The organism is Streptomyces flavalbus (assembly GCF_042674625.1).
Classification (GTDB): domain Bacteria; phylum Actinomycetota; class Actinomycetes; order Streptomycetales; family Streptomycetaceae; genus Streptomyces; species Streptomyces flavalbus.
This window is the reverse complement of record NZ_JBHTEB010000001.1, coordinates 4,164,860-4,182,812: the sequence shown is the minus strand read 5'-3', so window position 1 is coordinate 4,182,812 and position 17,953 is coordinate 4,164,860. Positions and strand designations below refer to the sequence as shown.

The 17,953-nt window shown below is 74.1% G+C and carries 11 protein-coding genes; 7 read left to right on the top strand and 4 right to left on the bottom strand.

Annotated elements, in window-relative coordinates; translation table 11 throughout:
• Nucleotides 1–260: 260 nt before the first annotated feature.
• A complete protein-coding gene (locus ACFQZ6_RS18800; RefSeq protein ID WP_381610627.1) occupies nucleotides 261–4,526 on the top strand; it encodes an NACHT domain-containing protein in 4,266 nt (1,421 codons plus the stop codon).
• Here the strand turns inward: ACFQZ6_RS18800 and ACFQZ6_RS18795 are convergent.
• On the bottom strand, nucleotides 4,508–5,638 hold the full coding sequence (locus ACFQZ6_RS18795; protein WP_381610624.1) for a hypothetical protein: 1,131 nt from the start codon (nucleotides 5,636–5,638) through the stop codon (nucleotides 4,508–4,510). The two genes, ACFQZ6_RS18800 and ACFQZ6_RS18795, sit on opposite strands and share 19 nt — an antisense overlap.
• Before the next feature lie 65 nt (nucleotides 5,639–5,703).
• On the bottom strand, nucleotides 5,704–6,912 hold the full coding sequence (locus tag ACFQZ6_RS18790) for a PP2C family protein-serine/threonine phosphatase (RefSeq protein WP_381610621.1): 1,209 nt from the start codon (nucleotides 6,910–6,912) through the stop codon (nucleotides 5,704–5,706).
• 121 nt (nucleotides 6,913–7,033) lie between these two features.
• On the opposite strand from ACFQZ6_RS18790, the gene ACFQZ6_RS18785 reads away from it, so the two are divergent.
• Together ACFQZ6_RS18785 and ACFQZ6_RS18780 are read left to right on the top strand one after the other, a co-directional pair.
• A complete protein-coding gene (locus ACFQZ6_RS18785; RefSeq protein ID WP_381610618.1) occupies nucleotides 7,034–7,510 on the top strand; it encodes a hypothetical protein in 477 nt (158 codons plus the stop codon).
• A 315-nt stretch (nucleotides 7,511–7,825) separates the two neighbouring features.
• The gene (locus ACFQZ6_RS18780) at nucleotides 7,826–8,731 is read left to right on the top strand and encodes a hypothetical protein (protein ID WP_381610616.1); all 906 of its coding nucleotides are present in this window, start codon (nucleotides 7,826–7,828) and stop codon (nucleotides 8,729–8,731) included.
• An 18-nt stretch (nucleotides 8,732–8,749) separates the two neighbouring features.
• On the opposite strand, the gene ACFQZ6_RS18775 is transcribed toward ACFQZ6_RS18780, so the two are convergent.
• Nucleotides 8,750–10,078 (bottom strand): aminotransferase-like domain-containing protein, encoded by a 1,329-nt coding sequence (locus ACFQZ6_RS18775; RefSeq protein ID WP_381610613.1) that lies wholly within the window; start codon nucleotides 10,076–10,078, stop codon nucleotides 8,750–8,752.
• A 79-nt stretch (nucleotides 10,079–10,157) separates the two neighbouring features.
• Here ACFQZ6_RS18775 and ACFQZ6_RS18770 point away from each other — a divergent pair, with 79 nt between their 5' ends.
• On the top strand, nucleotides 10,158–10,934 hold the full coding sequence (locus tag ACFQZ6_RS18770; RefSeq protein ID WP_381610610.1) for an alpha/beta fold hydrolase: 777 nt from the start codon (nucleotides 10,158–10,160) through the stop codon (nucleotides 10,932–10,934).
• 71 nt (nucleotides 10,935–11,005) lie between these two features.
• Nucleotides 11,006–11,950, top strand: coding sequence for an endonuclease/exonuclease/phosphatase family protein (locus ACFQZ6_RS18765; protein ID WP_381610607.1), 945 nt, complete (start codon nucleotides 11,006–11,008; stop codon nucleotides 11,948–11,950).
• Nucleotides 11,951–11,997: 47 nt separating this feature from the next.
• Here ACFQZ6_RS18765 and ACFQZ6_RS18760 read toward each other — a convergent pair whose 3' ends face one another.
• Nucleotides 11,998–14,067, bottom strand: coding sequence for a PhoX family protein (locus tag ACFQZ6_RS18760; RefSeq protein WP_381610604.1), 2,070 nt, complete (start codon nucleotides 14,065–14,067; stop codon nucleotides 11,998–12,000).
• Nucleotides 14,068–14,326: 259 nt separating this feature from the next.
• Here ACFQZ6_RS18760 and ACFQZ6_RS18755 point away from each other — a divergent pair, with 259 nt between their 5' ends.
• Both ACFQZ6_RS18755 and metG read left to right on the top strand, forming a co-directional pair.
• Nucleotides 14,327–15,979: a VWA domain-containing protein gene (locus tag ACFQZ6_RS18755; protein WP_381610601.1), complete on the top strand. Its 1,653-nt coding sequence runs from the start codon at nucleotides 14,327–14,329 to the stop codon at nucleotides 15,977–15,979.
• Between the two features lie 122 nt (nucleotides 15,980–16,101).
• The gene (metG, locus tag ACFQZ6_RS18750; protein WP_381610598.1) at nucleotides 16,102–17,817 is read left to right on the top strand and encodes a methionine--tRNA ligase; all 1,716 of its coding nucleotides are present in this window, start codon (nucleotides 16,102–16,104) and stop codon (nucleotides 17,815–17,817) included.
• The last annotated feature ends 136 nt before the right edge of the window (nucleotides 17,818–17,953 follow it).

Here is a 17,953-nt window from a genome sequence, read left to right as displayed (position 1 = left end):
CTTGAACTCCCCAAGCATCTCTTGCGGTTGACGGGCGGAGCCCCTACGTTAAGCGACACGTTAAACCCGCTTAATCACCTGCTGTCACCCCCCGCTGCCGTCGCCGTGCGAGGTCCCCGTGCTCCGACACCTACTCGCCCGCCACGCCCGCCCGGTCACCGCCGCCCTCCTGGCGGTCACGGCCCTGATGACCGCGGCGAACGCCCTGCCGTTGCGCTGAGCCTGTCCCCGGGCCCGTCGCGTGGGCCAAGATGCCGCGCATGGCTGGTTCGGGGGACGCGTGGTGGCGGCTGGTGCGTGGGGTCGTGGTCGGACTCTCACTCGTCGCTGGGGGCGCGATCGGGGCGTGGGTGGTCGCGGCCGGGGTGAGCGGGACGCCGGTCGCGGTGGTGGCGGTGGTCCTCCTCGTGGGGAGCGTCGTGGTCCTCGCTTCGCGCGGGGGCAGGGCGGGACATCAGCGCACCGCTTCCGTCGACGTTCTCGCGCGGCGGGTCGAGGAGGTCGAGGCCGGGCGGCTGCGGCGGCTGGGGGAGTTGCTGATCCCGGGGCTCAACGGTGACCTCGTGCGCCGGTACCGGGAGGTGCGGGGTCGGCGGGCCGTCATCCTCGGTGCCCCGGGGTCGGGACGGTCGACCGCCGCGTGCAGGCTGGTGCTCGGGCTGGTCGCCGCGCGGGCGGTGGAGGACGAGGGGCCCGTGCCGGTGCTGGTGTCACTCGCCTCGTGGGACCCGGCGGCAAGGGAGGGCGTCGAGGAGTGGTTCGTCGCGCGGGTCGTCGACCGGTACGAGACCGACCCGGCCACCGTTCGGGAGCTGCTCGGCAACGGGCTGGTCATCCCCGTACTAGACGGGCTCGACGAGCTGCCCGCCTCGCGTCGGGCCGCCGCCGTCCGGCTGCTGCTGCGGTGGCTCGACGGGCTGCCCCGGTCCGTGCTGACCTGCACCGACACCCTCCACGAGGAGCTGGTCGGTCAGCTCGACCAGCCCTTGGGGACGCCGCTGCCGTTGCTGCCCCTCACCCCCGACGCCGTCGCCGAATACCTGCGCCAGGTCGGCGGGGAGCTGTGGGAGCCGGTCGTACGCGCCGTCGAGGCCGAGCCGGACGGGCCGTTGGCCGAGGCGTTCTCCTCCCCCTGGCTCCTCGCCCACGCCGTCAGCGGCTACGGCGCCTCCCGGCACCGGCGCCCCGAGGAGCTGGCCGATCGCGCCGCCCTGCCCGACGCCGCGGCGGTCCGGGACCGCGTGCTGAACACCTCCGACCCGACGGCGACCATCGACGGACCGAGCGGTACGGACCGCAGGCGCCGCCTGGTGCTGCTCACCGACGCCATGGGGGACGAGGACGACGGGCTGCTGCTGTGGTGGCGGCTGGCCGAGCGGCACTGGTCGTGGCGGACGACGGCGCTGGTGGGCTCCGTACTGCTGGGGCTGCCGCTGGTGGCCGTCGCCCAGGTCAGCCGGGAACAGGGCATCCGGGTGCTGCTCGTCTTCCTGTTCGTCGCGATCGTGACCGCGGTACCCCTGCTGCTGCCCGACCAGGGTGAACCGCCCCACCTCAACCGGCCCCTGCGGCTGTGGCGGCCCCGCGACGGCAACCGCTGGCGGCGCGCTGGCGCCGCGCTGGCCGGGGGGCTGTCGGGGCTGGCCTTCGCGGTGCCGCCGCTGATCTCCGACGAGCACCAGAGCTACCAGCCCCTGGATGCCTCCGCCCTCAACCTCGTCACGCTGACCGCCGCCTTCCTCGCGGGGGCGTCCATCACCCTGGTGACGAGAGGGCTCGCCCCACCAGTGTTCTACGGACAGGCCGGGGACCTGCGCTCCGATCTGCGTGCCGCCCTCGTCGTCGCCAGCGTGGTCACCGTCGTCTTCCTGATCTGCGTGGTCCACTACACCGGCTTCGCCTCCTCGGTCCCGTACACCTGGACACCGTCGGCCGCCGTGGCCGTACCGGCGGCGGGTGTCTTCGGCGCGACGCTGCTGCTCGGCAGCGCCTGGGGGCGCTACCGCCTCACCCATCTGACCCTCTGCCTCCAAGGTGAACTGCCGCTGCGGCTCGGCCGCTTCCTCGCCGAGGCCCAGCGGCAGGGGCTGCTCGTGCCCGCCGACGGGTTCGGCCGCGGCTGCTACGCCTTCCGCAACGACCTCGTCCGGCAGGCCCTCGCCGCCCGCGGCACCCACCGGCGCGACCACGTCCGCGCCGTCGTGCGCTTCCGGCACGAGATCCGCGCCGAGGCGCTCGCCCTGCCGGAGTCCGTCGCCTACCTGTCCTACGTCTCCGACGACGACCCGGAGGCGTACGAGCGGGAGAAGGACCGCGTCGCCGACCTCGTCGACACCCTGGTCGCCGAGGAGCCGCGGGCCGTCGCGGACCCCGCCCGCGGCGCCTACGAGCGCTACCGGCGCGCCCGCGACCGGCTGGCGGACGCCGTGCGGATGCCCCCGTGGGCGGGGCCCTGGCTGACCCGGGTCTACGCGGGCGTGGCGTTGGTGACCGGCAGCGTCAGCCTCTGGGCCGGACAGATCCTGACCGGCGTGGAGACGGTGAGGGACGAGACCGCGGTCATCGGGCTCCTGATCGGCGTGACCGTGATCGTCACCTCCCTGGACCTGCCGGGCCTGGTGCTGTCCACGCCCGTCGCCGGGTACTTCACCGCCGTCGTCGTCTACAGCTCCTGGATCCTGCTCTTCGCCCCCCTCATCCCCGGCTCCCGCGTCACCCCCGTCGCCGTCACCGCCGTCACCCTCACCTTCGTCTCCCTCCTCCTCTACCTCTACGCCCGCCCGCACGCCGCCCGCGCCCGTGCCGTCCGGCAGGACGACCCCGGGGAGTGGCCCGAGCCGCCGCCGTCCCGTTCCCGGCACCGGGACGCCGCGCTGCAGGCCCGGCAGGACTGGCTCACGACCGTCGCGCGGGACGGGGTCATGCCGCAGATCCGCGGTGGGCTGCGGCTGGGGGAGGAGAGCGGGCCGACGCCCGCGCTGCCCGCGATCGACCCGTCCCGGCTGACCGGCACCCACCGCGCCGACCAGTTCGTCCAGTCCGGCGCCGCCGACGAGATCGAGTACCAGCTCGGCAGGATGGACAGCGCCAGCATCGGTGTGAGCGGGCCGCGCGGCGCGGGCAAGTCCGGGCTGATGCAGTGGTTCTGCACGCCGGGGCCGCACTCCTCCCCCGACGACCTGCTCGTCCTCGTCCCGGCGCCGACCTCCTACGACCCCCGCGAGTTCCTCATCCACCTGTTCGCCGAGGTGTGCCGCCGCATCACCGGGGACGGGCCGGGCGACGACGGGCGTCCCGGGCCCGTGCCCGGCGGCCCGGGGCGGGCCGTGGTGCACCGGGTCGGCGCCCTGCTCACCACCGTCGCGGGTGTCCTCACCGTCCTCGCCACCCTGCTGTGGCCGCACCTCACGGCGGCCGGTCGGGCGGCGACCAGCGACCCGGCGCGGCTGGTGACCGGCGCCGGTGTGGCCCTCATCGTCACCGGCACCCTCTGGTCCCTGCTGCTGCCGGTCCGCGCCGCCCGCCACCCCGCGGGCGGCACCCAGGCCGGTGCCGAGGCCGCCGCGGCCCAGCACCTGCGCGCCCTGCACTACCAGCTCATGGTGATGAGCAGCCGCAGCGCCCAGCTCGCGCTGCCCGGCGGGCTCGGCGTCCAGCTCGCCGGGGGCACGCAGGTCCAGCACACCCAGCAGGTGCTGACGTACCCGGAACTCGTCAGCCGGTTCCGGGCGTTGCTCGACCAGGTGGCGTTGGAGCGGCGGGCGCTGGGCGGGCGGGTCGTCCTCGGGATAGACGAACTCGACAAGCTCGGCAGCGCCCAGGAGACGGAGCGGTTCCTCAACGACCTCAAGGTCGTCTTCGGCGTCCGCGGCTGCCACTTCCTCGTCGCCGTCTCCGAGGACGCGCTGACCGCGTTCGGGCGGCACGTCCTCGACGTCCGCACCGTCTTCGACAGCGCCTTCGACCGGGTGGTCGCCGTCCGGCCGCTCCGCCTCGACCAGTCCCGCGAGCTGCTGCGGCGGCGCGGCGTGTGGCTGCCCGAGCCCTACCTCGCGCTGTGCCAGGTGCTGTCCGGCGGGCTGCCGCGCGAACTGCTGCGCACGGTGATGAGCCTGGCCACCGCGCGTGCCCTGCGCGGCACCACCGACCTGCCGACCCTCACCCGCGGGCTGCTGGAGGACGACGCCCGCTCCGTGCTCTCCGCGCAGACCCGGTACGCCGCCACCCTCGGGGGCGACCTCGCCCCGGTCGCCACCCGCTGGATCGCCGCCGTCTCCCAGGCGCCGGTCACGGCGGCCGAGTGGCAACGGCTCGCGCACGACGCGCCGTTCATCGATCCCGACCAGTACGACACCGCGCACGCCGTCACCCAGGTCCGCGCCTATCTGGCGCTGGGCACCGTGCTGCTGGGCGCCGATGCGCTGACCGGCCCCCAGGTCGACCTGCTCACCACCGCCCGCGCCAAGCTCGCCACCGAACCGGAGGCGTCCCTGGCGGCGGTGGAGCGCTACCGGCGCTGGTCCTGAAGCTGCCGCAACTGCCGTCGTACGTGGTCCAGGGCGCCCTTGCGGCTGCCCGGCACCCGGCCCCGCAACTCCGCGAGCGCCGGGCCCAGTTCGCGGGCGTGCGCCGGGTCGGTGACGCGTCCCCACTGGTGGTGGGCGCGGTCGACGGCCGTCTCCACGGCGGGCGCGTCCGGGGCCTGCCCGGCGGCGAGCCGGGCGGTGGCCACCGTCAGCCAGGTACGGCAGCTACGGGCCGCGTCGCCCGCGAACATCGCCAGGTCCGCCCGGACCTCCGTCCAGTGCAGCACCTCCTCCGCGCCGGGTCCGTGCGCCCGTACGGCGGCCTGCTCGCAGCGCGCCGCGAGCGCGTCGGCGTCCGCGTGCCGCCCGGCCCGCACGGCGGCGCTGATCGCGGCGTGCGGGTCGGCGGGCAGCGGCGGCGCGCTGGCCAGCGGCAGGCAGGCGGCGAAGTCCGGCTCGTCCGCCAGCCGGGACAGCGCCTGCTGGTGCAACTGCTCCACCGGCGGGCGGTGACCACTGCGGAGGATGGTGGCGACGGCCCGCATGTACGACGGTGGCGCGGGCGTACGGCGGTGCGGCGGGGGCGGCGCGACACGACCGTAGACGGCGGTGTGCGGGCCGCAGTCGAGCGGCGCGGGCCGCCCAGAGCCGTGGGAGTCGAGCGGCGCGGCCCGCCCAGGACCCCAGGGCGCCGCGCTGCGCAGCAGTTCCCACGCGTCCGCGTCCGCGTGCAGGTCGGCGACGAGCGTCGTCGTGCCCGGCGCGCGCAGCCGGAGTTCCTCCCGGAACCACGGCCAGGGGAACGCCGTATAGCGGACCGTCGGCGGTGTGGTGCGGGCCAGCGCCAGGTGCGGCAGGCGCTGGCGGCGGTCGAGGTGGAGCTGCCCGGTGACGAACACGGTCAGCGGGCCCGGCGCGGCGGCGGCCGCCCGCAGCCGGGTGAGGACGGCCTGCGGCTCCAGCGGGTCGGCCAGCTCGACGACGTTCGCGGTGTCCGCCCCGGCCAGCACCCCGGGCGCCACCGCCGCCAGCACGGGAAGCACCGACGCGGCGTCCACCAGCCGCCCCCGGCCCACCGGCGCGGCGGCGATCAGCAGCACGGTTCCCGGCATGGTCCCCTCCCCCTGTCGATTCCCCCTGTCGATCACCTACAGCAGCACGGTAACCGGTGCGCCCGTCAGCCGGGACGGCGGCGGACCGCGAACACCGTGGTGTCGTCGGCGAGATGACCGCCGGTGTGCCGCAGTGTGCCGTCCCGTACGAAGGTCACCAACCGGCGCGGACGGGCCACCCGGGGGTCGGCGGCGACGGCCCGCGCGACCTCCTCGGCCAGCGGGTAGAAGACGTCGCCCCCGTCCCGGGCCTCGGTCACCCCGTCCGTCGTCAGCAGCAGCGTCTCCGTGGCGGTGACCCGCACCCGCCGCACCGGAGGCGCCGGGCCGCCGCCGAGGAGGTCGCAGAGACCGAGCGGCAGCCCGTGCCCCGGCGGCAGGGGCCGTACCGTCCCGTCGTCCCCGACGACCAGCGGCGGGTCGTGGCCGAAGTTGACGACGTCCACGGCGTCGACGTCGTCCGGGGGGCTGGGCGGGAAGTCCAGCAGCACCGCCGTGGCGAACCGGTCGCCGTCCGGGTAGCCGAGGGCGGTCATGTGGTCGCGGTGCCGCCGCATCCGCACCTCCAGGCGCCCGGCGACCGTCGTGAGGTCGGGCTCGTGGTACGCCGCCTCCCGGAACGTGCCCAGCAGCGCGGCGGCCGTCTCCACCGCGCGCAGCCCCTTGCCCTGCACGTCGCCGACGAGGACGCGGGTGCCGTGCGGGCCGGGCTGGATGTCGTAGAAGTCGCCGCCCACCCGGGCGTCGGTGTCGGCGGCGAGGTAGACCGCCGCGTGGTCGAGGCCGCCCCAGACCGGCGGCAGCGGACGCAGCACCGTACGGCGGATCGTGTCGGTGATGTCGGCCATGTGCACGACCCGGGCCTCCCCGCGCACCCGCACCACGCACGCCGACGTCGCCAGCGCCCCGCCGAGCGCGGCGAGCACCAGGTCGGCGGCACCGGCCTGGTGCTGCGGCGGCAGACTGCTGTCCACGGCGACGTACGTCAGCGGCGACAGGACCGCGAAGACGACCGTCCCCCACACCCCGCAGATCGCGGCGGCGATCCCCGGCACCAGCACCAGCCAGGAGATCATCCGGAAGCTGGCGGTGGTGTTCAGGTCGACCGTCACGATGGCCACGAGCAGCGCCAGCGGCGGCACCCAGGCCACGCTGCGCCCGCGCACGCGCAGCAGTTGCTGGCGACGCAGGGAGTCCCGCCGCCCGGCGTGCGGGTACCGGTCCAGCAGGCCCTGACCCCCGCCGCTCCCGCTCACGGGCCTGGGACTGGTCATGCACCTCAGCGAAGCACGGGGGCGCGCGCCCCGCATCCGGTCCCGACTTGCCGGTGGCTGTCGGCAGGTGTGCCCTGGAAGCCGGGGGCAACCCGGGGTGTGCACAGGAAGGAGTGCTCCCATGGCGCACGCGGCACCCAGGTCCGGACGGCTGACGCCCGGCAAGCGCGACCGGAAACCCGACACGGACGGCTCCCCGCGGGTCTCCACCGACGTCTTCAGCGAGCGCACCCACCTGGTCGTCCGGTGGGTCCTGCCCGTCCTCGCGGGCCTGGTCGTCGGCTACTGGGCGGCGGCCAACCGGCGCTCCGGCGGCCCCGTCACCGGCTGGAACCTGCTGTTCGGCTTCACCACCGCGCTCGCGTTCATGGTGCTGTGCGTGGCCGTGCGCGTCGCGGCCTCCCGGATGAAACGCGAACTGCACGCGCTGACCTGGGCGGTCTTCCTCGGCGGCACGTTCGGCTTCGTGTACGCGCAGACGGACAAGACCGCGCTGCGGTCGGCCGTCATGGCGGCGGCGGTCGGCGCGGTGGTCTTCGCGGTGCTGTTCTACCGCTACTACACGCACGAGGACGCGGAGGGGCACCGGGTGCCCTGACCCGCTCGGGAAGCCGCCCAGGGAGCGGTGCGCGGGTCCCGGCCGGTCGGGCCGGGACCCGCGCTCTCCCTCATCCCTCCACTCACCGGGCGCCGGAGACCCACCGGTTTCCGGCCACCCGACGAGGTCGGTGGCGTCGCCCCCCGGCACCGTCGCCCCCCGGCACCGCGCTCCCCCACGACCAGGAAACACCCGTTCGGGTGAAGCCTCCACCGGAGCGCGGAAACCCCAGGTGGGGCGTGCGGGCGGGGCGCGCCACCCCCCATTCGCACCGCTCCGCTGGCCCCGCCCGCCGCCCGGCACTTGCCTGAGGGGATGCCGGTACGTCTGCGCAACGCCCTGTCCGCCGTCCTCATCACGGTGTCCTGTCTCCTCGCCCCGTTCGGCACGCTGGCCGCCTGGGCCGCGTACGGCCTCGCCGACACCGGCCGCTATGTGCGCGCGATGGCGCCGCTGGCCAGCGACCCGGCGGTGCGGGCGGCGGTCGCGGACACCCTCGGCGGCGGCATCGAGCGGCGCGTCGACCTCGGCCCCATGGCGCCCCTCGTCCAGGACGCGGTGCGTTCCTTCACCCACACCGACGCCTACCGAGCGGGCTGGGACGCGGCGAACCGCGCCACCCACGCCGCGGTGCTGGACGCCGTACGCGACGAGCGCGGCGGACGGCCCGTCACCGTGGACCTCGCCCCGGTCGCCGACCGGGTGCGGCGCCAGCTCGTCCACGACGGACTGCCGCTGGCCGACCGCGTCCCGGTCACGCACACCCGGGTCGCCGTGCTCCCGGCGCGGGACGTGGGGCGGCTGCGGAAGGGGTACGACGTGCTGGAGGTCGCCGCGGTCTGGCTGCCGACGGCGGCGGTCGTGCTCGCCCTCGCCGGGATCGCGCTGGCCGCCTGCCGCCGCCGCGCGGTCACCGCGACCGGCCTCGGCACGGCGCTCGGCGGCGCGCTGCTCGGCGTGGCGGTCGCGGTGGGCCGCCACCTCACCGTCGCCGGGGTCGCGGACGAGCTGCACCGCCCGGCCGCGGGCGCGGTCTACGACGCCCTGACCGCCACGCTCCGTACGACGTCCTGGCTGCTCCTCGCGCTGGGCCTGACGGCGGCCCTCACCGCGTGGCTCACCCGCTTCGCCGCCGTACGGAACCTGCCGCACCGCCTCCGCGGGCGCCCGGCGGCACCAGCGCCCACACCCGCCCCAGAGGCATCACAGGCCCAAGCCTGACCCGGGAACCGGCCCCCTTCACGCCGCGGCCGAACCCGCCAGCGCGGCGAGCGTCCCCAGCGCCCGCGCCAGCTCCTCCTCCCCGGCCGACGCGAGGCCGAGCCGGACCGCGTCCGGGGTGCGGTGCGGGTCCACGGCGAAGGCGGGGCCCGGGGTGACGGCGATGCCCCGGCGGGCCGCGGCGGCGGCGAAGGTGTCGGCCCGCCACGGCGACGGCAGCTCCCACCAGGCGTAATAGGCGCGCGGGTCGGTCCGCAGCGCCCCGACTCCGGCCAGCGCCCGCGCCACCAGTCGCTGCCGCCGGGCCGCGTCCGCCCGCTTGGCCGCCACCAGCCGCGCGACGGTCCCGTCCGCCGTCCACCGCACGGCCGCCTCCAGCGCGAACCGCCCCGCGCTCCACCCACCGGAGCGGATCGCCGCGGCCACGGCGTCGACCCGGTCCTCCGGTACGACGAGGAAGCCCACGGTGAGTCCCGGCGCGACGCGCTTGGAGAGCCCGTCGACGAGGTGGGTGAGGCCGGGCGCGTACCGGGCGAACGGCGCGGGCCCGTCGTCGTACAGGAAGGACCAGATGCGGTCCTCGACGACGGGCAGCCCCAACCCCTCCACCACCTCCGCGAGGTCCCGCCGCCGCCCCTCGCCCATCGTCACCGACGTCGGGTTGTGCAGCGTGGGCTGGAGGTAGAGCGCGGAGAGGGCGGCGGCCCGGTGGACGGCGACCAGGGCGTCCGGACGCATCCCGCCCCCGTCCATGGCGACCGGCACCAGCGTCACCCCCAGCCGCCCGGCGATCTCCTTGACCAGCGGGTACGTCAGCTCGTCCACGCCGACCCGGCCACCGGGCCTGACCAGCGAGGCGAGCGCGGCGGCGATGGCCTGCCGGGCGTTGCCGGTGAACAGCACCCGCGCCGGGTCGGGCACGCCGAGCAGCCCGGCGGCGGCCTCCCGCGCGGCACCGGTACCGGTGGCGGCGGCGGGCCGCAGCGCCTCGGTGAGGACGTCGGGGCGCAGCAGCGGCGCGAGGGCGGGCGCGAGCAGCGCCGACTGCCCCGGCACGGAGGGGTAGTTGAGCTGGAGGTCCACCGGCACGGGCGTGCCCGCCGGTTCGACGAGCGACCGCCCGTCCCCCGCCGCGTCCCGATGGGCCCGGACGAAGGTGCCCCGGCCGACCTCCCCGACGACGAGCCCGCGCCGCACGAGTTCGCCGTACACCCGCTCCGCGGTGGACGCGGCGATCCCGTGCCGCCGGGCGAAGGCCCGCTGCGGGGGCAGCCGCTGGCCGGGGCTGAGCCGTCCGGAGGCGATGTCGGCGGCGATGCGGTCCGCGATCCGCAGGTAGTCGCGCACAGGACCCCTCCCGAATGGATTGCACCGAGGACAAAGATTTTATTGCCCCGAGGAGAGGTCTGTTCCTAAGGTCGCTCCCATGACCCCGTTCCTCGCATACGACGACAAAGGCGACGCATCCGCCCTCCCCCTGCTCCTCATCCACGGCCACCCCTTCGACCGCACGATGTGGGCGCCGCAGATCGCCGCCTTCGCCCCCGAGCGCCGGGTCATCGCCCCCGACCTGCGCGGCTACGGCGCCTCCCCGGTCACCCCCGGTGTCACGCCGCTCTCCCGCTTCGCGGCCGACGTCGAGGAGTTGCTGGACGCCCTGGCGGTCGACGGCTTCGTCCTCGCCGGTCTGTCGATGGGCGGCCAGATCGCGATGGAGTGCGTCGCCCGCCTCGGGGACCGCGTCCGCGGCCTGGTCCTCGCCGACACCTTCGCCGCCCCGGAGACCGAGCAGGGCAAGCGCGCCCGCAACGCCCTGGCCGACCGCCTGCTGCGCGAGGGGATGCGCGGGTACGCCGACGAGGTGCTCGACAAGATGGTCGCGCCGTACGCCGACCCGGCCGTCCGCGCGCACGTGCACCGCATGATGACGGCCACCCCGCCCGAGGGCGCCGCCGCCGCGCTCCGGGGCCGCGCCGAACGCCCCGACTACCGCCCGCTGCTGCCCCGTGTCGAGGTCCCGGCCCTGGTCGTCGTGGGCGCCGACGACGCGTACACGCCGGTCTCCGACGCCGAGTCCCTGCACGCGGCGCTCCCGCACTCCACCCTGCACGTCGTCGAGGGCGCCGCGCACATGCCGAACCTGGAACGCCCGGCGGAGTTCAACGCGGTACTGGGGACGTTCCTGACGGCGCTGGACGGCTGAACAACCCGCGCCGCGCGCCCGCCGTCTTCGGGGGAGGATGCGGGTGGCGGTGGACGGAGGCGGGTACGGACGTGCGGCGGCGGTGGGCGGGATGGAGCGCGGGGACGCTGTTCGCCGGGGTGAGCGTGGTCGTCGGCTGCCGGATGGCGGACACGGACGCGATCACGCCGGTGGCGCAGTTGCTGTCCTTCCTGCCGTGGCTGCTGGCGCCGGTGGCGGCCGGGCTGCTGCTCGCGCTGGTCGCGCGGTGGTGGGTGGGGGCGGTGTGGGGGATCGTCGTCCTCGGCCTGCTGGCGTGGTTCATCGAGCCGTACGGCAAGACGGTCTCGCCCACGGGCGCGCCGGTGGCCTCGTTCCGGGTGCTGACGGCGAACGTGGAGTTCGGGCGGGCCACGGAGGCGCTGGTCGGGACGGTACGGACGCACCGGCCGGACGTCGTCTTCGTACCGGAGTGCGAGGACACCTGCGACGCGCGGCTCGCCGAGGCCCTCGACGCGGACTACCCCTACCGGCAGGCCGTCGCGGGCGGTGGCTCCGACGGTTCGGTGCTGCTCAGCCGGTTCCCGCTGCGGGGCACGCCCGGCGTCGCCGGTGACCTGGGGATGCCGGGCGCGGTCGCCCAGGTGCGCGGGCACTCGGTACGGCTCCAGCTCGCGCATCCGATGCCGCCGCTGCCGGGGCACCTGGACCGCTGGCGGCGCGACCTGGCCGCCCTGCGCGACTTCGCCGCCGACAGCGGGGACGTCCCGGTGATCCTCGCCGGGGACTTCAACGCCTCCCAGGACCACGCGGCCTTCCGCCGACTGATCGACACCGGCCTGTACGACGCCGCCCGGCTCGCGGGCGCCGACCGGGTGCCGACCTGGCCCGCGCGGACGGCACCGGCGTTCGGGGTGCAGATCGACCACGTGCTCGTCAGCCGGGACTTCTCGGTGCGCGGGGCCCGCTTCCTCGACCTGGCCCGCACGGACCACCGGGCGCTGCTGGTGGACGTGACGCTGCACGCCCGGGAATGAGGCGTGGGCCGCCCCGCTGAGGGGACGGCCCACGCCAGGCGATGTGCTTACACGCCGATGTCGCGCCCGTCCGCGCGCCAGACGGCGACGACGGCCGGGCGGACGATCTTCCCGGGTCCGTCGGGCCAGACGCTGGCGGGGTTGTCGACGGTGGCGCCGTCGATCTCGCCGGGGTGCTGGACGGCGACGAGGACGCGCCGGTCCTGCACGATCGGGCCGCAGGTCTCGGCGCCGTTCGGCATGGTCAGGAACTGCTTCAGCTCACCGCGCCGGTCACCGCGGGTGGCGACGCCGAAGAGGCCGTCGTGGGTGCCGAGGGCGTTGCCGTCGGTGGAGATCCACAGGTTGCCGTGCGGGTCGAAGGCCACGTTGTCCGGGCAGGAGATCGGGCTGACCTGGTCCTTCGGGAACCCGGCGAAGTAGGTGGACGGGTCGGCGGGGTCGCCCGCGACGAGGAACAGGGTCCAGGCGAAGCGGGTGCTGTCGGCGCGGTTCCAGCGCTCGGTCAGCTCCAGGACCTGCCCGTGCTTGTTGCCGATGCGCGGGTTGGCCTCGTCGACGGGGGCGTTGCCGGTGGTGCCGCGGCGGGAGTTGTTCGTCAGGGCGACGTACACCTTGCCGGTGGCCGGGTTGGGCTCGATGTCCTCGGGGCGGTCCATCTTGGTGGCGCCGACCTTGTCACCGGCGAGCCGGGTGAAGACGAACACCTCCTCGGCGGTCATGCCCTCGACGTGCGAGACGGCGCCCTTGGCGGTGGCGGTGGCCAGCGGAATCCACTCACCGCTGCCGTCGAACTCCCCGTCGGAGGGCAGCTTGCCGGTCCCGTCGATCTCGATGGCGGGAGAGTCACCGGTCAGCTTGGCGACGTAGAGCGTCCCTTCGTCGAGCAGCGAGAGATTGTGCTCCCGCGCGGCCCGGGACTGGCCCTTCATCATCCGCTTGCTGCCGACGAACTTGTAGAAGTAGTCGAAGCGCTCGTCGTCACCGGTGTAGACGACGGGGCGGCCGTCGTCGGTGAGCCGCACGGTGGCGCCCTCGTGCTTGAAGCGGCCGAGCGCGGTGTGCTTGCGGGGCGTGGAGGTGGGGTCGTACGGGTCGAACTCGACGACGTAGCCGAAGCGGTGCGGCTCGTTCGGCTCCTGGGCGACGTCGAACCGCTTGTCGAACCGTTCCCACTTGCGCTCGGAGGCGCCGGTGGGCAGGCCGTAGCGGGCGTCGGTGGGGCGGCTGGCGTTGGCGAAGTACTGGTTGAAGTTCTCCTCGCCGTGCAGCGTGGTGCCCCACGGGGTGGTGCCGCCGGAGCAGTTGTTGAGGGTGCCGAGCACCTTGCGGCCGGTCGGGTCGGCGGAGGTCTTCAGCAGGTCGGACCCGGCGGCGGGGCCGGTGACGCGGAACTCGGTGGTGGCGGTGACGCGCCGGTTCAGCGGGTGCCGGGGTACGGCCACCAGCTTGCCGGTCCTGCGGTCGCCCTCGACGACGACGGCGGCCAGACCGTGCGCGGCCCAGGCGATCTCGACCTGCTCACGGGTCGGGTTGGCGGCGTCGTAGCCACGGAACATCAGCACTTCGTCGGTGTACTCGTGGTTGGCGACGAGGATCTGCCGTCCGTGCTCGCCCGGGAGGGGCAGCAGGGAGAGGAAGTCACAGTTGTACCCGAACTGTCCGGCCTGCGCCTTGGCCGACTGGTTCTCCGGGTCGAAGGCGGGGGCGCCGCGCAGGATGGGCTCGCCCCAGCGGATGACGACGTTCTGCTCGTACCCGGCCGGGACGGTGACGGCGTCGTGGGTGTTGGGCGCGACGGGCTCGAACCGCAGCCCACGGGCGGCCTTGGCGCCCGGCTTCTTCCCCGCCGCGGGGGCGGCCTCGGCCTCGGGCGCGGCGGCCACGGAGACGGCGGTACCGGCCGCGGCGGCGGCGGTGACCACGGCCGCGGCACGCATCACGGAGCGGCGGCTGAGGGCTCCGGCGATGACGTCGCCGACGTACGGGTTGGCCGAGGTGTTCGGCACCTCGTGGAAACAGGCGTCACCGCAGCGGAACCGGCAGGTGAGGGCGGAGCGACCGCCCGGATGTGACGCGGACGACGACGTGGTGATGATGGGCAGCGGCTTGCGCACTTCGTTCTCCCCTAGCTTCCCCTGGAATCCAGCCAGACGGACGGTAGGAGGACGTATGTGCGGGAGCGGGGCGCCGGAGTGAACGCAGGGTGAACCTGGAGCATCCGTCGCGGAGTTGCCGGAACGGCCGGGACACGCCTTGACGAACGGCGGTCCCGCGGCCCTCCCACGCCCAAGATCACTGCCCCGGACCGCTAACCTTACGTGTCCGTCCTGGCCAGGGATCGGCGGGCTACAACTCATGCGAAGGGTTGCGCACATGGGCATTCTCTCTCTTTTGCGGAACGCGTTCAGCCGCTCACGCAAGACCCACGACACGACGACACCAACGCCCGAGCCGACGCCCACGCCGGAAACGCCGACCCCTGAGCAGCCCAAGGTGACGGCGCCCCCGACGATCCCGTCCCCGTCCCCGGAGCCGACTCCGTCCCCGTCGGTGGTGGACGAACTGGTCTCGGCGGCGTTCGACAACGTAACGGTCCAGAAGCCAACGGTCCCGTCGGCGCGGGAGGCGGAGCCGGGGGGGCAGCCGACGGAGGCGGAGAAGCCCGCGGCGGAGAAGGAGCCCGCGCAGGCGGAGGAGAAGCCTGCCGAGGCAGAGAAGCCCGCGGCGGAGAAGGAGCCCACGCAGGCGGAGGAGAAGCCTGCCGAGGCAGAGAAGCCCGCGCAGGCTGAGGCGGAGCCCGCGGAAGCGGAGGCGAAGCCCGCGGAAGCGGAGGCGAAGCCCGCGGAAGCGGAGGCGAAGCCCGCGGAAGCGGAGGCGAAGCCCGCGGAAGCGGAGGCGAAGCCCGCGGAAGCGGAGGCGAAGCCCGCGGAAGCGGAGGCGGAGCAGGCCGCGGAGCCTGAGACCCCCGTAGAGCCGGAAGCGCCCGCTGAGCCGGAAACGCCCGCTGAGCCCGCCGTACCCGAGACGACGCCGGAGGCGGAGGCGCCGGCAGAGCCTGCGGCGGCCGAACCGACGACGCCGGACCCGGAACCGGAACCGGACCCCGAGCCGGAGCCCGAGCCGGAAGAGGCGACCGCTTCAGAGACACCCACGGAGCCCGAGCCGACGCCGGAGGCGGAGGCGGAGGCGGAGGAACCGACCTCTGAGCCGGAGGCCCCCGAACCCGCAGCCGCCGACGGCGAGCCCGCCCCACAGGGGCCACCCGCACCCGACAACGAAAGCAGCACGGGTGGTGCGGGTGGGAACCCCACCGAGGCCGAAGGCGAAGCCGAGGCCGAAACCACACCCCCCGCACCCACCACTCCCGCCACCCCCTCCACCACCATCCCCCCCACCCTCACCACCGCCTACACCACCGCCGCCACCACCCTCACCACCCACAACCTCACCACCACCCCCGCCAAGACCTACCTCGTCCTCGACCGCTCCGCCTCCATGCGCCCGTACTACAAGGACGGCTCCGCCCAGGCCCTCGCCGAGCAGACCCTCGCCCTGGCCGCCCACCTCGACCCCGCGGGCCCGGCGGACACCACCGTCCACGTCGTCTTCTTCTCCACCGAACTCGACGGCACCGGCGACCTCACCCTCACCGACCACGAGGACAAGATCGACACCCTCCACGCGTCCCTCGGCCGCATGGGCCGTACGAGCTACCACGCCGCCGTCGAGGAGGTCGTAGCCCACTACGAGAAGTCGGGCACGGACGCCCCCGCCCTGGTCATCTTCCAGACGGACGGCGCCCCCGACGCGAAGACCCCCGCCACCCAGTCCCTCACGGACGCGGCGAAGAAGCACCCCAACATCCACTTCGCCTTCGTCGCCTTCGGAGAGCACGACAACAAGGCGTTCGACTACCTCCGCAAGCTCAAGACGGGCAACACGTCGTTCTTCCACGCGGGCCCGACCCCGAAGGAACTCACGGACGCGGAACTCTACGAGGGCATCCTCTCGGGCTGGCGCCCGTAGACAGCCACCCCGCAAGCCCTCCCGACCGCCCCTTCCCACCCCGCAAAACGGGAAGCGGGCGGTCGCCCCATGTCGGCTACGATTTCAAGGTTCACAAAACGACCGACCTGGGAGCAGCCGAGATGGCTCGACACCTCATCACCAGCGCCCTTCCGTACATCAACGGGATCAAGCACCTGGGCAACATGGTGGGGTCCATGCTCCCGGCGGACGTGTACTCCCGGTACCTCCGCCAGCGCGGCCACGACGTCCTCTACATCTGCGCCACCGACGAGCACGGCACCCCCGCCGAACTCGCCGCGAAGGAGCAGGGCATCCCGGTCGCGGACTTCTGCGCGCAGGCGCACGACGCCCAGAAGGCGATCTACGACGGCTTCGCGCTCGCCTTCGACTACTTCGGCCGCTCCAGCTCCCCCCAGAACCGCGAGATCACCCAGGAGATCGCACGGGAGCTGAAGGCGAACGGCTTCATCGAGGAACGAGCCATCCGCCAGGTCTACTCGATCACCGACGGCCGCTTCCTCCCCGACCGGTACATCATCGGCACCTGCCCGCACTGCGGCTACGACAAGGCCCGCGGCGACCAGTGCGAGAACTGCACGCGCGTGCTCGACCCCACCGACCTCATCGAGCCGCGCTCCGCGATCAGCGGCAGCAGCGACCTGGAGGTCCGCGAGACGAAGCACCTGTTCCTGCTCCAGTCCGCACTCGCGGGCGAGGTGGAGAGCTGGGTCGACGAGCGCGCCGACAACTGGCCGGTGCTCGCCTCCTCCATCGCCCGCAAGTGGCTCACGGAGGGCCTGCACGACCGCGCGATCACGCGTGACCTCGACTGGGGCGTCCCGGTCCCGGCGGACACCTGGCCGGACCTCGCCGCCGAGGGGAAGGTCTTCTACGTCTGGTTCGACGCCCCGATCGAGTACATCGGCGCGACGAAGGAGTGGGCGGACCAGGACCCGGAGCACCGCGACTGGCGTTCGTGGTGGTGGGAGTCGGACGCGGACGTCCACTACACGCAGTTCATGGGCAAGGACAACGTCCCCTTCCACAGCGTGATGTTCCCGGCGACGCAGCTCGGCACCCGCGCCCCGTGGAAGAAGGTCGACGTCATCAAGGCGTTCAACTGGCTGAACTACTACGGCGGCAAGTTCTCCACCTCGCAGCGGCGAGGCGTCTTCACCCACGACGCCCTCGAAGTCCTCCCCGCCGACTACTGGCGCTACTTCATGATGGCGAACGCCCCGGAGTCGGACGACGCGTCGTTCACCTGGGAGCACTTCACGGCCACGGTGAACAAGGACCTCGCCGACACCCTCGGCAACTTCGTCAACCGCGTCCTGTCCTTCTCCAAGAAGCGCTTCGGCGAGGAGGTCCCGGCGGGCGCGGAGCCCGGCGAGGCGGAGGAGAAGCTGGGCGAGGAGATCGCGCGCCTGCTGACCGAGTACGAGCAGCAGATGGACGCCCTCCAGTTCCGCAAGGCGGCCTCGGCGCTGCGCGCGCTGTGGTCGGCGGGCAACTCCTACCTGGAGGAGAAGGCCCCCTGGCTGGAGATCAAGACGAACAAGGAGGGCGCGGCCCTCACCCTGCGCACGGCGATGAACCTGATCCACCTCTACGCGATCGTCTCGGAGCCGTTCATCCCGACCACGGCGGCAGCGATGCGCCAGGTCTTCACCCTCCCCGACGACACCGCGACCTGGGTCGCCCAGCCCGAGGCCAGGTCCCTGACCACGGTCCCCGCGGGCGCCCCCTTCACAGTCCCCCCGGTCCTCTTCGCCAAGCTCACCGACGAGGACCTGGAAGCGTACAAGGAGCGCTTCGGCGGGGAAGAGGCGTAACGAAGTGCGGCCCCAGACGCCCGCTGCCAAGGCGATCTGGGGCCCATAGCCGCCCCGACATCACCCTTCCGAGGGAAAAACGCTCAACTGAACCATTTCTGCACGTCGTTGACCTCATATCGTCGCCCCAGTCAAC

Coding starts and splice junctions, on each gene's coding strand:
- ACFQZ6_RS18790 (WP_381610621.1), bottom strand. CDS start 6,912: ATGACCAGTCCCAGGCCCGTGAGCGGGAGCGGCGGGGGTCAGGGCCTG.
- ACFQZ6_RS18800 (WP_381610627.1), top strand. CDS start 261: ATGGCTGGTTCGGGGGACGCGTGGTGGCGGCTGGTGCGTGGGGTCGTG.
- ACFQZ6_RS18770 (WP_381610610.1), top strand. CDS start 10,158: ATGACCCCGTTCCTCGCATACGACGACAAAGGCGACGCATCCGCCCTC.
- ACFQZ6_RS18795 (WP_381610624.1), bottom strand. CDS start 5,638: ATGCCGGGAACCGTGCTGCTGATCGCCGCCGCGCCGGTGGGCCGGGGG.
- ACFQZ6_RS18755 (WP_381610601.1), top strand. CDS start 14,327: ATGGGCATTCTCTCTCTTTTGCGGAACGCGTTCAGCCGCTCACGCAAG.
- ACFQZ6_RS18780 (WP_381610616.1), top strand. CDS start 7,826: ATGCCGGTACGTCTGCGCAACGCCCTGTCCGCCGTCCTCATCACGGTG.
- metG (WP_381610598.1), top strand. CDS start 16,102: ATGGCTCGACACCTCATCACCAGCGCCCTTCCGTACATCAACGGGATC.
- ACFQZ6_RS18785 (WP_381610618.1), top strand. CDS start 7,034: ATGGCGCACGCGGCACCCAGGTCCGGACGGCTGACGCCCGGCAAGCGC.